The sequence below is a fragment of the Streptomyces sp. NPDC016562 genome (genome assembly GCF_043076955.1).
Classification (GTDB): domain Bacteria; phylum Actinomycetota; class Actinomycetes; order Streptomycetales; family Streptomycetaceae; genus Streptomyces.
Map to the genome: position 1 here is coordinate 1,548,885 of NZ_JBIBRZ010000002.1, position 16,680 is coordinate 1,565,564.

General features: G+C 73.9%; 15 protein-coding genes. 8 read left to right on the forward strand and 7 right to left on the reverse strand.

All coding sequences use genetic code 11. The features are described from left to right. The first annotated feature begins 45 nt into the window (after nucleotides 1-45). Both ACF059_RS14695 and ACF059_RS14700 read left to right on the forward strand, forming a co-directional pair. Nucleotides 46-834 carry a sugar phosphate isomerase/epimerase family protein gene (locus ACF059_RS14695; protein ID WP_392056286.1) on the forward strand — a complete coding sequence of 263 codons (789 nt, stop codon included), beginning with the start codon at nucleotides 46-48 and terminating at the stop codon, nucleotides 832-834. Nucleotides 835-922: 88 nt separating this feature from the next. Continuing rightward, nucleotides 923-2,734 carry a beta-galactosidase family protein gene (locus ACF059_RS14700; protein ID WP_392056289.1) on the forward strand — a complete coding sequence of 604 codons (1,812 nt, stop codon included), beginning with the start codon at nucleotides 923-925 and terminating at the stop codon, nucleotides 2,732-2,734. Nucleotides 2,735-2,793: 59 nt separating this feature from the next. Here the strand turns inward: ACF059_RS14700 and ACF059_RS14705 are convergent, their stop codons facing one another. Both ACF059_RS14705 and ACF059_RS14710 read right to left on the reverse strand, forming a co-directional pair. Beyond that, nucleotides 2,794-3,657, reverse strand: coding sequence for an ABC transporter permease (locus ACF059_RS14705; RefSeq protein ID WP_392056291.1), 864 nt, complete (start codon nucleotides 3,655-3,657; stop codon nucleotides 2,794-2,796). Next, nucleotides 3,654-6,377, reverse strand: coding sequence for an alpha/beta fold hydrolase (locus ACF059_RS14710; protein WP_392056294.1), 2,724 nt, complete (start codon nucleotides 6,375-6,377; stop codon nucleotides 3,654-3,656). The genes ACF059_RS14705 and ACF059_RS14710 overlap by 4 nt, the downstream gene beginning before the upstream one ends. A gap of 130 nt (nucleotides 6,378-6,507) precedes the next feature. Here ACF059_RS14710 and ACF059_RS14715 point away from each other — a divergent pair, with 130 nt between their 5' ends. Next, a complete protein-coding gene (locus ACF059_RS14715; protein ID WP_392056298.1) occupies nucleotides 6,508-8,043 on the forward strand; it encodes an ATP-dependent DNA ligase in 1,536 nt (511 codons plus the stop codon). 37 nt (nucleotides 8,044-8,080) lie between these two features. Here the strand turns inward: ACF059_RS14715 and ACF059_RS14720 are convergent, their stop codons facing one another. Next, nucleotides 8,081-8,461 (reverse strand): hypothetical protein, encoded by a 381-nt coding sequence (locus ACF059_RS14720; protein WP_392056301.1) that lies wholly within the window; start codon nucleotides 8,459-8,461, stop codon nucleotides 8,081-8,083. Then, complete coding sequence (locus tag ACF059_RS14725) at nucleotides 8,458-9,045, reverse strand: TetR/AcrR family transcriptional regulator (RefSeq protein WP_392056303.1); 588 nt, start codon at nucleotides 9,043-9,045, stop codon at nucleotides 8,458-8,460. The genes ACF059_RS14720 and ACF059_RS14725 overlap by 4 nt, the downstream gene beginning before the upstream one ends. 103 nt (nucleotides 9,046-9,148) lie before the next feature. On the opposite strand from ACF059_RS14725, the gene ACF059_RS14730 reads away from it, so the two are divergent. The 4 genes from ACF059_RS14730 (at nucleotide 9,149) to ACF059_RS14745 (ending at nucleotide 11,570) form a co-directional block, all read left to right on the forward strand. After that, nucleotides 9,149-9,769: a helix-turn-helix domain-containing protein gene (locus tag ACF059_RS14730; protein ID WP_392056306.1), complete on the forward strand. Its 621-nt coding sequence runs from the start codon at nucleotides 9,149-9,151 to the stop codon at nucleotides 9,767-9,769. Nucleotides 9,770-9,806: 37 nt separating this feature from the next. Next, on the forward strand, nucleotides 9,807-9,941 hold the full coding sequence (locus ACF059_RS14735; RefSeq protein WP_366864781.1) for a DUF6126 family protein: 135 nt from the start codon (nucleotides 9,807-9,809) through the stop codon (nucleotides 9,939-9,941). Nucleotides 9,942-10,011: 70 nt separating this feature from the next. Continuing rightward, nucleotides 10,012-11,094, forward strand: a complete 1,083-nt coding sequence (locus tag ACF059_RS14740; RefSeq protein ID WP_392056310.1) for a dihydrodipicolinate reductase — start codon at nucleotides 10,012-10,014, stop codon at nucleotides 11,092-11,094. Continuing rightward, a complete protein-coding gene (locus tag ACF059_RS14745; RefSeq protein WP_392056313.1) occupies nucleotides 11,091-11,570 on the forward strand; it encodes a carboxymuconolactone decarboxylase family protein in 480 nt (159 codons plus the stop codon). The genes ACF059_RS14740 and ACF059_RS14745 overlap by 4 nt, the downstream gene beginning before the upstream one ends. A gap of 74 nt (nucleotides 11,571-11,644) precedes the next feature. Here ACF059_RS14745 and ACF059_RS14750 read toward each other — a convergent pair whose 3' ends face one another. The 3 genes from ACF059_RS14750 to ACF059_RS14760 form a co-directional block, all read right to left on the reverse strand. Further along, entirely contained in the window at nucleotides 11,645-13,282 is a 1,638-nt protein-coding gene (locus tag ACF059_RS14750; RefSeq protein ID WP_392056316.1) for a GMC oxidoreductase, read from the reverse strand. A 73-nt stretch (nucleotides 13,283-13,355) separates the two neighbouring features. Then, the gene (locus ACF059_RS14755; protein WP_392056319.1) at nucleotides 13,356-14,009 is read right to left on the reverse strand and encodes a DUF6629 family protein; all 654 of its coding nucleotides are present in this window, start codon (nucleotides 14,007-14,009) and stop codon (nucleotides 13,356-13,358) included. A gap of 79 nt (nucleotides 14,010-14,088) precedes the next feature. Beyond that, on the reverse strand, nucleotides 14,089-15,519 hold the full coding sequence (locus tag ACF059_RS14760) for an MFS transporter (RefSeq protein ID WP_392056714.1): 1,431 nt from the start codon (nucleotides 15,517-15,519) through the stop codon (nucleotides 14,089-14,091). Nucleotides 15,520-15,909: 390 nt separating this feature from the next. Between ACF059_RS14760 and ACF059_RS14765 the strand changes: the two genes are divergently transcribed. After that, entirely contained in the window at nucleotides 15,910-16,668 is a 759-nt protein-coding gene (locus ACF059_RS14765; RefSeq protein ID WP_392056322.1) for a hypothetical protein, read from the forward strand. Nucleotides 16,669-16,680 lie beyond the last annotated feature (12 nt).

Sequence of the window (16,680 nt, forward strand, 5' to 3'; positions counted from 1 at the left end):
GACCGTCACCGCCCTGGCGTGATGACGAGGACTGTGGGAGCCGCCGTGAGATACGCCTTCTCCACGCTAGGCCTGCCGGGCGCGCCGCTCGACCGCGCCGCCGCCCTCGCGGCATCCCACGGCTTCGAGGGCATCGAGTTGCGGGCCCACCCCGAGGAACCCCTGCACCCCGCCAGCCCGGCCGGCGCGCGCGCCGCCGCGCTGCGGACCCTGACCGCCGCGGGCGTCGCCGTCCTCGCGGTCGCGGGTTACGCGAGGGTGGCGGCTCCCGGTGCGGACGAACCGGTCCTCGCCGAACTGCGCGCGCTGGTACGGCTCGCCGCCGATCTCCAGGCCCCCTGCGTACGGGTCTTCCCGGGCGGCGGGGACCTGCCGCAGGAGGCCGCCGACGGCAACGCCGTGCGCCGGCTGCTGGCCGCCGCACCCTTCGCCGAGCGCCACGGCGTACGGATCCTGCTGGAGACCCACGACTCCCACCGCACGGCGGCCGCCACCGCCCGGGTGCTCGACGCGGTCGCGCATCCGTCCGTCGGCGCGCTGTGGGACGTGCTGCACACCTGGCTGGGCGGTGAGGCCCCCGCCGCATCCCGACGCGCCCTGGCCGCGCACCTGGGCTACGTCCAGGTCAAGGACGTGCGGTCCGCGCACGACCTCACCCCGGTCCGGCTCGGCGCCGGAGCGCTGCCCCTGGCCGAGGCCGTGGCCACCGCGGCGCCCGACGACTGGCTGTGCTGGGAGTACGAGAAGCGCTGGTACCCCGACGCCGCCGCACTGCCGGGGCAACTCGCCGCAGGGCGGGCGTACTTGGAGAGCCTGTCGGTGCGTCCCCTATGACCGGTCATTGACGGCGCGGACGGCCCGTTCCTATATTCGGCGGCGTCCCGCACACCACGGCAGCTCCACGTCCCCCGGGAGTCCGCGCATGCTCACGCAGGACCACGACGGATTCCGGCGGGCCGGCCGCCCGCACCGCATCGTCTCCGGGGCCCTGCACTACTTCCGGGTCCACCCCGACCTGTGGGAGGACCGGCTGCGGCGCCTGCGCGCCCTCGGTGCGAACACCGTGGACACCTACGTCCCCTGGAACTTCCACGAGACCTCCCCCGGCAAGGCCGACTTCACCGGCTGGCGCGACCTCGGCCGCTTCCTGCGCACCGCCCAGCACCTGGGCCTCGACGCCATCGTGCGCCCCGGCCCCTACATCTGCGCCGAATGGGACTTCGGCGGCCTGCCCGCCCGCCTCCTCGCCGTCGACGGGCTCCACCTGCGGTGCTCCGACCCGCGCTTCGAGGCCGAGGTGGACGGCTGGTACGACCTGGTCGTCCCCGAACTGCTGCCGCTGCTCGCGAGCCGCGGCGGGCCCGTGGTCGCCGTGCAGATCGAAAACGAGTACGGCTCGTACGGCAACGACACCCGCTACCGCGCCCACCTGGAGCGGGCCCTCGTCGAACGCGGCGTGGACTGCCTGCTGTTCACCGCCGACGGCCCCGAGGACGCCATGCTCCAGGGCGGCACGGTCCCCGGCCGGCTCGCCACCGCCACCTTCGGTGCCCGGCCCGCCGAACGCCTCGCCGCTCTGCGCCGCTACGAGCGGACCGGCCCCCTCACCGCTATGGAGTTCTGGATCGGCTGGTTCGACCACTGGGGCGAGGAGCACCACGTCCGCGTCGCGCAGGACACGGCCGAGTCGCTCGACGAACTCCTCGCCACCGGCGCCTCCGTCAACCTCTACATGGCCCACGGCGGCACCAACTTCGGCTTCTGGGCCGGCGCCAACCACACCGGCTCCCACCCGGGGGACCCCGGCTACCAGCCCACCGTCACCAGCTACGACTACGACGCGCCCATCGGCGAGGCCGGTGAACTCACCCCCAAGTTCCACGCGTTGCGGGAGGTCATCGGCCGGTACGTGCCCCTGCCCGACGGGCCGCTGCCCGAGCCGCCGCCCCGCATCACCCCCGCCCTCGCCACCCCCGCGGGCACCAGCGCGCTGCTGGCCGCCCTCGACCTGCTCGGCGGCCCGCCCGTGCTGCGCCCGGCCCCGGAGTCCATGGAGCGGCTCGGCCAGAGCCACGGCCTGATCCACTACCGCACCACCCTCACCGGCCCGCGGCCGGCCATGCCCGTCAGGATCGACGGCCTCGGCGACCGCGCGTACCTCTTCGCCGACGGAGAGCCGCTCGGCGCCTTGGACCGCAACACCCCCGAGGTGGGGATCGACCTGGCGGTCGGCGGGGCGGGCCTGGTCCTCGACGTACTGGTCCGGGCCCAGGGACGGGTCAACTACGGACCGCTCCTCGACGACCGCAAGGGCATCTGGCGCGGCGTACGCCACGGCCACCAGCACCTCTTCGAATGGGAGATCCGGCCGCTGCCGCTCACCGACCTGAGCGGACTCGACTGGTCCGCCGCCGGCGAGGACACCGGCCCCGCCCCCGCCCCGCCGACCGGAAAGCCCGCCTTCCACCGCTTCACCCACACGCCCGGGCAGGGCCCGGCCGACGCCTTCCTCGACGTCTCGGGCTGGGGGACCGGCCTGATCTGGCTGAACGGCTTCCTCCTCGGCCACTACGACACCCCGCGCGGCCCCCAGCGCACCCTCTACGCCCCCGGCCCCCTGTGGCAGGACGGCGAGAACGAGATCATCATCCTCGAACTGGAGCGCCCCGGCACCGAACTCCCCCTGCGCGACCGCCCCGACCTCGGCCGCACCACGGTCGTGAACCCGGACTGAGGTGGGCTTGAGCGGCCCTCCGCACCCCACGGCCGCGCCGAACGCAGGCCGCCACCGGTCTACGACACGATGTCCTTGCGGGAGAACCCACGGAACGCCAGCGCGAACAGCACCAGCGCGTACGACACCGACACCACCGCGCCTTTGACCATCCCGCCCCACTCCAGCTGCGGCTGCAACGCGTCCGCCCACGCGAACTGCCAGTGCGCCGGCAGGAACTCGCGCCAGGAGCCGAGCGCCGTCACCGCGTCCAGGACGTTGCCGACGATCGTCAGCCCGACCGCACCGCCCACCGCCCCCAGCGGCGCGTCCGTCCGCGTGGACAGCCAGAAGGCGAGGCCCGCCGTCACCAGCTGCGACACGAAGACGAAGGCCACCGCCAGCGCGAGGCGCGGCGCGATGTCCGCGGTGGCCAGCACCCCGCCCGTCGGAAGCTTCATGGGCCCCCACCCGTACGCGGCCGTGCCCACCCCCAGCGCCACCACCGGCAGCAGTACCATCGCCGCCAGACTGAAGCCCAGCGCCACCACCAGCTTGCTCCACAGCAACCGCGCCCGGGGCACCGGCGAGGCCAGCAGGTAGCGCAGCGAGGACCAGCTGGCCTCCGACGCCACCGTGTCCCCGCAGAACAGCGCCACCGGCACCACCAGCAGGAAGCCCGCCGAAACGAACAGGCAGGTCACGGCGAAGTTCGCGCCCGAGGCCGTGGCCGAGTCGACGAGGGTGATCCGGCCGTTCCCGCCGCTGCGGCTGCCCGGCCCGCCCCCGACGGCGAACGCGAAGACCAGGACGAAGGGCAGCGCGGCCAGCACCCCGCCCATCACCAGCGTCCGCCGCCGGCGCCACTGCCGCAGGGCCTCCACCCGCAGGGGCAGCGTACGGCCGGCCCGGTAGCCCGGAGCCACCTCTTGCACCGCGGTCATGCCGGACCTCCGATCAGGGTGAGGAACGCGTCCTCCAGCCGCCGGTGCGGCCCCACTCCGGTCACCGGCACCTCCAGCCGTACGAGTTCGGCGATCAGCCACGCGGCCGTCGCCCCTTCCAGCCGCACGAGCAGCCCGTCATCGGTGGCCGCCACCGAGGCCACTCCCTCCAACGCCCTCACCTTCTCCAGGCCCGCCTCGTCCACCGGCTCCGCCAGCGTCACCAGCAGGGTGTCCCCGCCACCGGTGATCTCGGCGACCTCGCCCGCGGCCACCCGCTGCCCGCGGTCCATCACCACCAGGTGCGTACAGGACTGTTCCACCTCGGACAGCAGGTGGCTGGAGACGATGACCGTCCGCCCGCCCGCCGCGTAGCGGATCATCACGTCCCGCATCTCCCGGATCTGCGGCGGGTCCAGACCGTTCGTCGGCTCGTCGAGGATCAGCAGGTCCGGCATCCCGAGCATCGCCTGCGCGATCGCGAGCCGCTGGCGCATGCCCTGCGAGTACGTGCGCACCGCCCGCTCCAGCGCGTCGCCGAGCCCGGCGATCTCCAGCGCCTCGGCCATGTGCGAGTCCTCGGCCGGGCGGCCGGTGGCCTGCCAGTACAGCTCCAGGTTCGCCCGGCCCGTCAGGTGAGGCAGGAACCCCGCGCCCTCCACGAAGGCCCCGACCCGCGACAGCACCGGCGCTCCGGCCCGCACCGCGTGCCCGAACACCCTGATCTCCCCGGCGTCCGGCGAGATCAGGCCCATCAGCATCCGCAGCGTGGTGGTCTTGCCGGCTCCGTTGGGCCCGAGCAGCCCGAGCACCTGCCCCTTCTCCACCCGGAACGACACGTCCCGCACCGCGTACCGGTCCTGCGCCTTCGCGTACCGCTTCGTCAGCCCGGTGATCTCCAGCGGTACGTCGGACAGCTCGGCCCGCGGCTGCGGTACGCCGCCGCCCACGCCCCCGCTCCCCGCGCCGCCCCGCCCGGTCCGCCGGACGCCGAGCAGCGCCGCGGCCAGCGCCACCGCGCCCAGCGGCAGCCACCAGGTCCAGGCGGGCAGGCCCGCCGCGGCGGTCCGTACCCCGGCCGCGACGGGCACGCTCAGGGGCCCCTCCACCGCGACGGTGTAGGTGGCCGGCGCGGCCGGGGTCGCGTAGCCGAGATCGGTGGCGGCGACCACCAGCCGCAACCGGTGCCCGGCCGGGGCGGAGTGGTCGATCGCGGGCAGCCTCAGCTCCACGCGCACACCCTGCTGCGCGTTCTCCACCCGCACCGGGGCCACGAGCTGGTTGGGCAGCACCTGCTGCTGCCCGTCGGGCCCCACGTCGTACACCTTGCCGAACAGCACGGCCGAACCGTCCGCAGCCGTCGACCTCACGTTCAGGGTGACGGTCGGGGTCCCGGTGATCCGTACGTCCTCGGCCAGCGGCGCCGACTGGAAGCCGGCGTTCTGCCCGGGGAAGTCCAGCGAGAGGCCGGCTCCGAACGCGGCGAGCTGCCCGCCGAGGCCCGGCAGCGAGGACAGCGCGGGCGGTGCGCCGCCCGCCGGATTGGCGAAGCTCTGCTCCCCTCCCGCGAGGGCGAACTCCCGAGGCTCCGCCGTGAGCCCGGGGTACGCATCCCCGCTCGCGCCGCGCAGCTTCACCTCGCCGTCCGTGGAGTCGATGCCGCCGGAGCGCGAGACCCGGAACGCCGGGCCGGTGTCCGCGCCGTCGTCGCCCTTGAGGTGGCGGTCGAACCAGGCCGTCACCCGGGCCTCGACCCGGTCCGCCTCGCGCATGCCGCCGTCGTGCCCGCCGGCCGCCCAGTCCACGGAGACGGGCGCGCCGTTGGCCGCGATGGCCCTGGCCATGGCGTCGGCCTGGTCCAGCGGGAAGAGCGAGTCGCCCTGGCCCTGCACGATGAGGGCCGGGACCTTGATCTTGCCGCCGATGGCCGAAGGGCTGCGCTGTTCCAGCAGCGCGACGGCCTCCGGGTCGGGCTTCCCGGCCACCGCGACGCGTTCGTACATCGCGCAGAGCTCGGGCTCGAAGCGCCCGCAGCCGGGGGCGGCGGGCGGCTGCTGCCGGGGGGCCGGCCGGGCCTGCTGCCCCATCCCGCCGGAGGAGCCGGTGGTGAAGAAGATGCCCGACCACAGCTTCTTGAACACGCCGCTCGGGAAGAGGGCGTCCGCGAGGTTCCAGTAGGTGATCTGCGGGGCGATCGCGTCCACGCGCCGGTCGTGGCCCGCGGCGAGCAGCGCGGCCGCCCCACCGTAGGAGGCCCCGGTCACGCCCACGCGCGGATCGCCGGCCGCGTCGAGCTGCACCTCCGGGCGGGTCGCCAGCCAGTCGATCAGCCGGGAGACGTCCTTGATCTCGTGTTCGGGGTCGTTCAGGCCGATCCGGCCGCCGGAGGCGCCGAAACCGCGCGCCGACCACGTCAGCACGGCGTACCCGTCGCGGGCCAGCTCCTCGGCCTGCTCGCGGACGTCGGTCTTGCTGCCGCCGAAGCCGTGCCCGAGGAGCACAGCGGGACGTTTCCTCCCGTCGCCGGTGGTGGAGTCGGTGAAGAACGAGGTGTCGATGCCGACGTCGGGCATGTCGATCACGCGGTCCTCGCGGTGCACGGGCCGTGCATCGCCGCCGGCGGCCGCGGCCGTCCACGTACCGGCTCCCGCGACGACGGCGAGCGCGGCGACGCCCGCGAGGAGGCGGTCTCGGCGGCGCCGGGGCATTCGGATCTTCATACGGGGAACCCTAGACGCCCGGAGGGGCATGTCCCGCCCTTCTCCAGGCGTACACCGCCGTCCGTGTGTACCGCGGGCGCGGTACAAGTGCCGACCTGCGCCGCGCGCGGGTCGGCGGGAGGATGGCCCCATGCTGCTGGCCGAAGTCGTGCGCGTGTCTGCGGAGATCACCGGTACTTCCGCCCGGTCCCGCAAGACCGCCCTGCTCGCGGAGCTCTTCGCCGCCGCGCCCCCCGAGGAGGCCGGCCTGGTCGTCTCCTACCTCGCCGGACGCCTCCCGCAGGGCCGCCCGGGCGTCGGCTGGCGCGCCCTCGGCCAGGAGACCGCGCCGGCCCGGGAACCCACCCTGACCGTCCGCGCGGTCGACGCGGCCGTGACCGAGCTCGCCGCCGTGGCCGGCCCCGGCTCCGCGGCCCGCCGGCGCCAGGTCCTCGACGCCCTGCTGGGCGCGGCCACCGAGCCCGAGCAGGCGTTCCTGCGCCGCCTGCTGTCCGGCGAGGTGCGCCAGGGCGCGCTCGACGCGGTGGCCCTGGAGGGCGTGGCAGCGGCGGCCGGGGTCCCGGCCGCCGAGCTGCGCCGGGCCGTGATGCTGGACGGCTCGCTGCCGCGGGTCGCGGCGGCGGTGCTCGCCGAAGGGGCGGCGGCGCTGGGCGCCGTCACCCTGCGCGTCGGGCAGCCCGTACAGCCGATGCTGGCGGCCACCGCCTCCTCCGTCGCCGAGGCCCTCACCACCGTCGGGCCGTGCGCGGTGGAGGAGAAGCTCGACGGGATCCGGGTGCAGGTCCACCGCGACGGCGACGGCGTACGGGTGTTCACGCGCTCCCTGGACGAGATCACCCAGCGGCTCCCGGAAGTCACCGAACTGGCCCGGTCGCTGCCGGGGGAGCGTTTCATCCTCGACGGCGAGGTCATCGGCCGGACGGCCGACGGCCGCCCCGTCCCCTTCCAGGAGATCGCGAGCCGCGTCGGCTCCCGGCTCGACGTCGAGACCGCCCGGCGCACGCTGCCGGTCGTCCCCTACTTCTTCGACATCCTGACCTCGGGCGACGCGGTCCTCCTCGACCGCCCGGTCCGCGAGCGGTACGAGGCCCTCGCCGCGCTCGTGCCCGAGAGCGCCCGGGTCCGCCGCCTCGCGGTGGAGGACCCGCAGACGCAGGCGGCCCTCGCCGAGGAGTTCTGGGCCGAGACCCTGCGCCGCGGTCACGAGGGAGTCATGGTCAAGGGGCTCGACTCGCTCTACGCCGCCGGGCGGCGTGGCAAGCACTGGCTGAAGGTCAAGCCGGTGCACACCTTGGACCTGGTGGTCCTCGCCGCCGAATGGGGCCACGGACGGCGCACCGGACTGCTGTCGAACCTGCACCTCGGGGCGCGGGCCGCGGACGGTACGTACGCCATGCTCGGCAAGACCTTCAAGGGACTCACCGACGAGATGCTGCGCTGGCAGACCGGGGCGCTGCAGGCGCTCGCCACCTCGGACGACGGCTTCACCGTACGCGTGCGGCCCGAACTGGTGGTGGAGATCGCCTACGACGGCCTCCAGCGCTCCCCGCGCTACCCGGCGGGGGTGGCCCTGCGCTTCGCACGCGTGCTCAGGCACCGCCCGGACAAGAGCGCGGAGGACGCCGACACCGTCGAGACGGTCCTCGGGGCCGGGAACGAGGGCTGAGCAGACGCGGCGCGTGCCCTGCGGGGGTGGGCGAGGGCTACGCGGCGCCCGCCGCCGCCAGGACCGCGACCGGCAGGAGGAGGATCCACTGCGGCAGCCGGAGCAGTGGCTTCGACCAGCCGACCGCGAAGGTGACGACCAGGAAGGCGACGGAGTACGCGAGGAAGTGCGCCGCCACGAACCACGCCATCGGGCCGGTCGCCGACGTGCCGCCCGCGAGCGCGAGGTAGACCAGGGCGGCCGCGGAGAGCACCAGGTCGACGCTCACCATGTGCCACACGGCGTGCAGGACGCGCTTGGGTTCGTCCGCGAGTGCGCAGGACAGCAGCGGGCGCACCACGTCCCGGTGCCCGGCGGCGATGTGCGTCGCCGCGACACCGAACGCGGTGACGCCCGCAGCCAGAAGCCAGCCGTTCATCGGATCTCGATTCCTTTGACCATGACAGCAGCCAGCCGGTCGGCCAGCTGGGGGTCGGGCTGTTCTCCGACCAGACCGACGTGGAAGAACACGGCTCCCGCCAGCGCGTCCAGGACCAGGTCCACGGGGGTGTCGGCGGCGATCTCCCCGCGGGCCACGGCCCGCTCGAAGACGATCAGCAGGCGCTCCTTCGAGGGGGCCAGGAAGTCGCTGCGGATGCGTGCCTTCAGCACCGGATCGGCGGCGAAGTCCGCGAGCAGCCCCGGGAGCGCCGCCGCGGCGGCCGGGGCGCGGAACTCGTCGACCAGGCCGCGCAGGAGTGCGGTCACGTCCCCGGCCAGGCTCCCGGTGTCCGGGACCGGAGCGTCGTCGGTGGTCGTGAACACGGCCTCGAAGACCAGCTCCGGCTTGCCCCGCCAGCGCCGGTAGACCGTGTCCTTGCCGACCCCGGCCCGGGCGGCCACCGCCCCGATCGACGTGGCGGCGTAGCCGACCTCGGTCACCAGCTCGGCGGCCGCGCTGACGATCGCCTCGTGCGAGCGGGGATCCCTGGGACGTCCTCGGGAGGACGGAGAGGAACTCATGCGATTTACTATACGGGTCGACCCGTTTGGTAAACAACCCGCAGTTTTTGCCTCAGAGGTAAGGTGAATTGCCAGAAAGGCAAAGCTCTGGCTCAATCGGGGCATGAATCCCGGCCCCGAAGACGCCCCCGAGGAGCTGCCCGCGGTGGCCCCGCAACTGCGGGAACTGCGCCGCCGCGCCGGGCTCACGCTGGAAGCCGCCGCCGCCCGGGCCAGGCTCTCGCCCGCCCACCTGTCCCGGCTGGAGACCGGCCGCCGCCAGCCCTCGCTGCCGCTGCTGCTCGGCCTCGCCCGCACCTACGGGACGACGGTCTCCGAGCTGCTCGGCGAGACCCCCGCCGCCGCCGATCCCATCGTACGGGCCGGGGGTCCGGGCGCCCGCGAGGCCGACGGGTGGACGTACTGGCAGGCGGGCGGCTCGGGGCGCGGGATGCAGGCGCTGCGCGTGCACGTCCCCCACGGCCGAAGCCAGGGCGAGCTCGTCCGCGTACACCCCGGTGAGGAATGGCTGTACGTCCTCCAGGGCCGGCTGCGGCTGCACCTGGGGGAGGCCGAGCACCTGCTGGAGCCCGGGGACAGCGCGCACTTCGACTCGCTCACCCCGCACCGGATCGCGGCGGCCTCCACCGGCGGAGCCGACCTGCTGTTCGTCCACACCCTGCTGCAGAGCAGCCTCGCCGGGCTGTGCCTCGGCGGGAACCCCACGTCCACGCACCCCCGATAGCCCAGGAGCCGTAGTGATGTCCCAAGGAGAGAACCCCGTGACGCTGCGGGCACGCATCGAGTCGAAGTTCCCGCGCGGCCTGGTGATCCGGCTGGTCGCCTACCTGTTCGTCGGCCATCTCTTCGCCTTCTTCGTCTACCTCCTGTTCGTCCTGGGCGCCAAGAACCAGTGAGGTCCCTCCAAGGACCACTGAGGTCCCTCTGGGCCTAGGAAGTTGAAGGCGCTGTGGCTACCCTCCGCGCATGATTTCCACGGTTGTCTGGGGTACCGGCAACGTCGGCCGTCTGGCCATCCGCGCCGTCGAGGCCCATCCCGCCCTGCGGCTCGCCGCAGTCATCGTCCACCATCCCGCCAAGGTCGGCCGCGACGCGGGCGAACTCGGCGGACTCGAACAGCCGTTGGGGGTCCCGGCCACCGACGACATCGAGGCCGTACTGGCCGCGCGCCCGCAGGCCGTGGTGTACGCCGCGTCCGGGGACGTCCGGCCCGACGACGCCCTCGCCGACATCACCCGGGCGATCCGGTCCGGCGCGGTCGTCGTCAGCCCCGCCCTCTACCCCCTCTACGACCACCGCAACGCCCCGCCCGAGTTCCGCGACCCGGTGCTCGCCGCCATCGCGGAGGGCGGCGGCTCGCTCTTCGCCTCCGGCGTCGACCCCGGCTGGGGCAACGACGTACTCCCCCTCCTGCTCAGCGGACTGGGCACCACCATCGACGTGATCCGCTGCCAGGAGATCTTCGACTACTCCACCTACGACCAGCCGGACTCCGTCCGCCACCTCGTCGGCATGGGCCAGCCCATGGACCACGAGCCGATGATGCTCATGCCCTCCATCCCGACGATGGTGTGGGGCGGGCAGATACGCATGATGGCCCGGGCCCTGGGGGTCGAGCTCGACGAGATCCGCGAGACCTCGCAGCGCCGCGCGCTCGACACCACGGTGACCACACCGACCATGGGCGAGTTCGAGGCCGGCACCCAGGGCGCGATCCGCTTCGAGGTCCAGGGCATCGTCGGCGGCGAGCCGCGCATCGTCATCGAGCACGTCACCCGTATCCACGCCTCGTGCGCCCCGGACTGGCCCGTACCGCCCGACGGCGGCGACGGCGCCCACCGGGTGGTCATCGAAGGCCGTCCGCGCATCGAGGTCACCATCGAGGCCACCGACGAGGGGGACAACCGCTCGGCCGGTGGCAACGCCACCGCCGTCGGACGCCTCGTGGGCGCCATCGACTGGCTCACCGAGGCGGAGCCCGGACTCTACGACGCGCTCGACGTCCCGCTGCGCGCCGCCGTCGGCAGACTCGGAAGGAAGCACTCATGAGGATCGACGTCCCCGAAGGCCAGCACCCCATCGAGTACGTGTGGGGTGACATGGTCCCCGGCATCGGGATGGCCGCGGCCAACTTCTCGCTGTCGGTGTACGCCCACACCACCCTGGGACTGCGCGAGTTCGAGGCCGCCCGGCTGCGGGTGGCGCAGATCAACGGCTGCGTCTTCTGCCTGGACTGGCGCACCGAACGGGAGGGGGAGAAGGTCGAGGAGGAGTTCTCCGAGGCCGTCACCCAGTGGCGCACCACCGACGCCTTCGACGACCGCACCCGGCTGGCGGCGGAGTACGCCGAGCGGTACACCCTCGACCACCACGGGCTCGACGACGAGTTCTGGGACCGGATGACCGCGCACTACAGCCAGCTGGAGATCGTGGAGCTGACGATGAGCATCGGCTCCTGGCTGGCCTTCGGCCGGCTCAACCACGTGCTCGGCCTCGACAGCGTGTGCGCGCTGCCCGGCCACTGACGGATCGTCGGGGCCGGTCGGGGTCCGGGGCCGCTCGGTGTGTCCGGTCGGCCCCGGCTTCGGCTGTGCGCGGGCTAGAGGTCGGTGGCGATGATCTTCTCGATGTTCCGTTCGGCGAGCGCCGTGATGGTGACGAACGGGTTCACGCTGGCGTTGCCCGGGATGAGCGCCCCGTCGATGACGTAGAGGCCGGTGTAGCCGTGCAGGCGCCCGTAGTTGTCGGTCGCCTTGTTCAGGACCACGCCGCCGAGGGGGTGGTAGGTGAGGGTGTCGTGCCAAATCCTGTTGCCGCCGAACAGGTCGGTCCGGTAGATCGTCCCCTCTTTCGCGTTGATCTTGTCGAAGATGGTCTTGGCCATGGTGATCGACGGCTGCTTCCAGGCCGTCTGCCAGCTGAGGTCGGCCTTGCCCGTCGCGGCGTTCCAGGTGAACTCGGCGCGGTTGGGGTTCTTGGTGATCGACAGGTAGAACGAGGCGTAGGTCTCGATCCCGGTGGGGAGCGGGGCCACCTCGGCGAACGCGCCGCCCGCGTCCCAGTTGTCGATGCCGGAGCACGGGATGGTCGACTGGAGCTTGCCGGTCGGGTCCCACATGTGGTTCGCGCGGCCGCACATGACGTTGCCGTTCTCGCCCCAGCCCTTGCCCACCTCGCTGTTGAGGTTCGGCAGGGCCCCCGTGGCCTTCAGTTTGACCAGGAGCTTGCTGGTGCCGACGCTGCCGGCCGCGAAGAACACGCGGTCCGCGGTGACGTTCTTGGTCGCCACGGTGTCGCCCGTGGTGTTGATCTGCTCGATGGTGACGGTGTAGCCGCCCCCGGCGGCGGGGGAGACCGAAGTGACCTTGTGCAGGGCCGAGATGGCGACCTTGCCGGTGGCCGCGGCCCGGGCGAGGTAGGTCTGGAGCAGGGACTTCTTCCCGTGGTTGTTGCCGTAGAGGATCTCGCCGTCCAGGGCCGACTTCGTGGCGGTGCCGGCCGCCTCCCGCTTCATGTAGTCCCAGTCGTACACGTCGGGCACGAAGGTCCAGGCGAAGCCGGAACGCTGGGCGTGCTTGCGTCCCACGCGGGAGAACTGGTAGCAGTCGGCGGTCTCGAACCAGACCGGGTCGATCATGCCGACCCCGAGCCCGGCGTTGGCCCTCGGGTAGTAGGTGCCGTACATCTCGTCGGCGTCCACCGAGGGCAGGACGGCCTGGAAGTTCGCGCGCTTGGGCGTGACCGCCATGCCGCCGTTGACCAGCGAGCCCCCGCCGACCCCGCGGCCCTGGTAGACGGTGATGCCGGCGAAGTCCTCGGCGTCGAGGATCCCCGTGTACTTGGGGACGTCCTTGTCGATCGGGAAGCCGAGGAAGTTGCTCAGCGGCGCCTTGGTCCTGGTCCGGAGCCAGAAGGAGCGGTAGTCCGGGCTGGTCACCTTCGGGAAGATCTTCCCGTCCGAGCCGGGGGTGTCCCAGGACATGCCCATCTCGACCATCTGCACGTCCACGCCCGCCTGCGCGAGCCGCAGGGCCGCGACGGAGCCGCCGTAACCGGTGCCGATGACCAGGGCCGGCACGTGGGCGCCGTCGCCGATTGCGGCGGAGCCCACGGCCGCCCGGGCGGGGGTGATGCGGGGCGCCAGGACCATGGCCCCCAAAGTGAAACCTGTTGCTCCGAGGAACCCGCGGCGTGAAATGCCGTGAGAACCTCTTCCGGGCAGGGCTTTTTCGCTCATGCGAGCTCCTCGTTCGTGGGGGTGAATGGGAACGAGTTCTACTGCCGCTCGCTTGTGAAGTCACTACATGCGTCTAGGTAACTTTCGGTCGATCATATGGCAAAGGGCGGGGCCCCCGGTGGCGGACCCAACCCAGTACCAGCACGGAGGCGACCGCCGCGAATGCGCACCAGGTCGAGGCGAATTCCAGCCGCCACAGCGCTGAGCAGGCCAGCGCCCCGGCGGCCAGCACCGCGCCCAGCAGGCGCAGACGCCGGTCCCCGGCGAGCACCAGGGCGCCCAGCGTCGCGAGGAGATAGCCCGTCAGCACCACGGGCATCCACGGAACATTCACGCCGTACCCGAGGGTGCGCCCCCGGATCTCGGCGGTCACCGGCCGCGTCGCCAGACAGTACGAGAGCACCGCGGCCGTGGCGACGCCGACGGCCACCGGCCCCCACAGCCGCCGCCGGACGCCCGGCGCCCCCGCGAGCAGCACGCCCACCGGCACCCACAGCGCCAGCAGCGGCAGGGCGATGACGGCCCAGGCCGTGCTGGCCGGGGAGCAGCCGCCGCCCGAGCTCCACACGGCGGCCTCCACCAGCTGGTGCGCGCCCAGCAGCACCGGCAGCGCGGCGACCGGCAGATCGCGGGGCCGCCGCGCGCGCACGACCCGCGCCACGCACACCAGTCCGACGGCGGTGATGACCGTGCCCGCCGCGAGATCGGCCGTCGCGCTCCAGCACACGGGGATCAGCCGGCCGCCGGCTGCCGCACCGCCGGGCGGCGGACGCCACCCCGCCCCAGGGCCCGGGCCTTCAGGGCGGTCACCTCTTCTCCGGCGCGGCCGGCGGAGGTTCGAGCGCCGGCGCCGTCACCGAGCACTGCGTGCGGCACTGGTGGTGCGCCGCGCCGGCCCCTGGTGTCCGTACGGTCGCCCAGGCCACGACGGCGCCGACCGCGAACACCCCCGCGCACCAGAGCATGGCCACCCCGAAGGCGCTGTCGAACTGGGTCGCCGAGCGGTACGACTCGGGCCCCATCCCGGCCAGCAGCGGCAGCGCCGCCACCGCGAGCAGGCCGGCGGCGCGCGCCGCGGCGTTGTTGATGCCGCTGGCCAGCCCCGCCCGGCCCGGGTCCACCGAGGCCAGCACGGTCTCCGTCAGCGGAGCCACCAAGGTCACCAACCCCATGCCCATCACGAACATCGCGGGCAGCACGTCCGCCCCGTACGAGGCCCCCGGCCCCACCCGCAACATCAACAGCGTCCCCGCCGCGCACAACAGCGGCCCCACGGTGAGCGGGATCCGCGGCCCGATCCGCTCCCCGAGCTCGCCGGAGCGGGCCGACAGCAGCAGCATCAGCGCGGTGGTCGGCAGCATCGCGGCGCCCGCGGCGAGCGCCGAGTACCCGGCCACGACCTGGAGCTGGAGCACGACCAGGAAGAAGAACCCGCCGAGGGCCGCGTACACGCACAGCGTGACCAGGTTGACGGCGGTGAACTGGCGCGACGCGAAGATGGCCGGCGGCACCATGGGATCGGCCCGCCGCCGCTCGACGTACACGAACGCGGCGGCCAGCACCAGGCCGCCGCCCACCGCCGCGCCGAGCACGGGCCCGGTCGCGGACCGCGCCTCGATCAGCGCGTAGGTGAGCAGCGCGAGGGCCGCCGCACCCAGCGCCGCCCCGAGGACGTCGAACCGCCCGTGCGCCTGCGGATCCCGTGACTCCGGTACGTGCCGCAGAGCCATCGGCACGCACAGCGCGGCCACCGGCACGTTCAGCAGGAAGACCCAGCGCCAGCCCGGCCCGTCCACGAGCCAGCCGCCGAGGAACGGCCCCACGGCCGCGCCCACCCCGCCCAGACCCGACCACAGACCCACCGCCCGGGCCCGGTCCTCGGCCCGGATCGAGCCCTGGATCAGGGCCAGGGAGCCGGGTGTCAGCAGGGCGCCGCCGATGCCCTGCAGGGCGCGGGCGGCCACCAGCACCCCGGCGTTCGGCGCGATGCCGCACAGCAGGGAGCCCACCGCGAACCACACCACGCCCAGGACGAAGATCCGGCGCCGCCCGAAGCGGTCGCCGAGCGCCCCGCCGACCAGGATCAGCCCGGCCAGCGTCAGCAGATAGGCGTTGACCGTCCACTGGAGCACCGCCAGATCGGCGCCGAGGTCGAGTCCGATGCGCGGCAGCGCGACATTGACCACCGTCGAGTCCAGCAGGGCCATGCCCGACCCGAGCACGGTGGCCACCAGGATCCACCGGCCGCGCGCGGATCCGAGCGGAACGCTGGGCGCGGGCGGGTCGGCGGGTGGGCCGGCGGGCTGTGTCGCGGGCGGTCCGGCGGACGCGTCGGCGGGCTGGCCCGTGGGGGGTCGCGCAGGCGGCCCGCTCGGGGGGCCGGTCGGCGGTTCGGTCGGGCGGCCGGTGGGCTGTCCGGGGGGTGGCTCGGCGGGCGCGGTCATGCCTTCAGGCTGGCCCGCCCGGCCGGGAAAGGCCACTGGGCGGACGCCCGGGGCGGTCACGCGCACCGCGACGCACCCGGGCGCCCCGGCCGGCGGCGGAGGGACGGGCATTCGGGTGGCGGGGGCGCGACCGGGCCCCGACGCGCCGGGGGAGCGGGCGCGGGCTCGTTAACCTGGGCGACCATGACGCTCCTGAGCGACCAGGCCGAGGACATCAGGGCCCTTGTGGACAGTGCCGACCCGGGGGCGGTCTGGGCCGTCGGCGGCCCGGACGGCGTGCACGCGTCGTCGCCCCGACAAGACGGGAACGCGGCCTGCGACGTCGGCGGGCTCGCTCCCGTCCTCGCACTCTGGCCCGTCGTCGGAAGCCTCGTGGAGGAGGGCGCGCTGCGGCTGCACACCCCGCTGGCCGCCTACGGGGACGCGGCCGCCGCGGACGCCTCCCGCGCGGCCACGGCCCACCAGCTGCTCACCCGCGCCGACGGGACCGCGGCCCTGACCCGCCTCGCCGAGCACCTGGGCGACGCCACCCTCGCCGAACTCGCCACCACCCGCGTCTGGGGCCCCCTCGGCATGACCGGCACCCGCTTCGCCGACGGCACCCTGCTCGCGCCCCTCGCCGATCTCGTCCGCTTCCAGAGCCACCTCCTCTCCCCGGCGGACACGGCCGGCTCCGCGGCCCTCACCCGCACCTGGGTGACGGAGTCCCTCCGCATCCGCACCGGCGAACTCACCCCCGCCCGCGGACTCCTGTGGCACCCCGCACCGCACGGCGTCTGGTGCCACCACGCCGCGCAGGGCGGCGGCCCGGCCCTCTGGGTCTCGCCGCGCCACCACCGCTGGGCGCTGCTCCTCCCGGCCGCCGGCCCGGCCTGCCTGGGCACCGCCTCCCTGCGCACCGCCTTCCGCGAGGCGCTTTTCGCGCCGATCAGCGCTCCCTGACGGCCGGTTGAG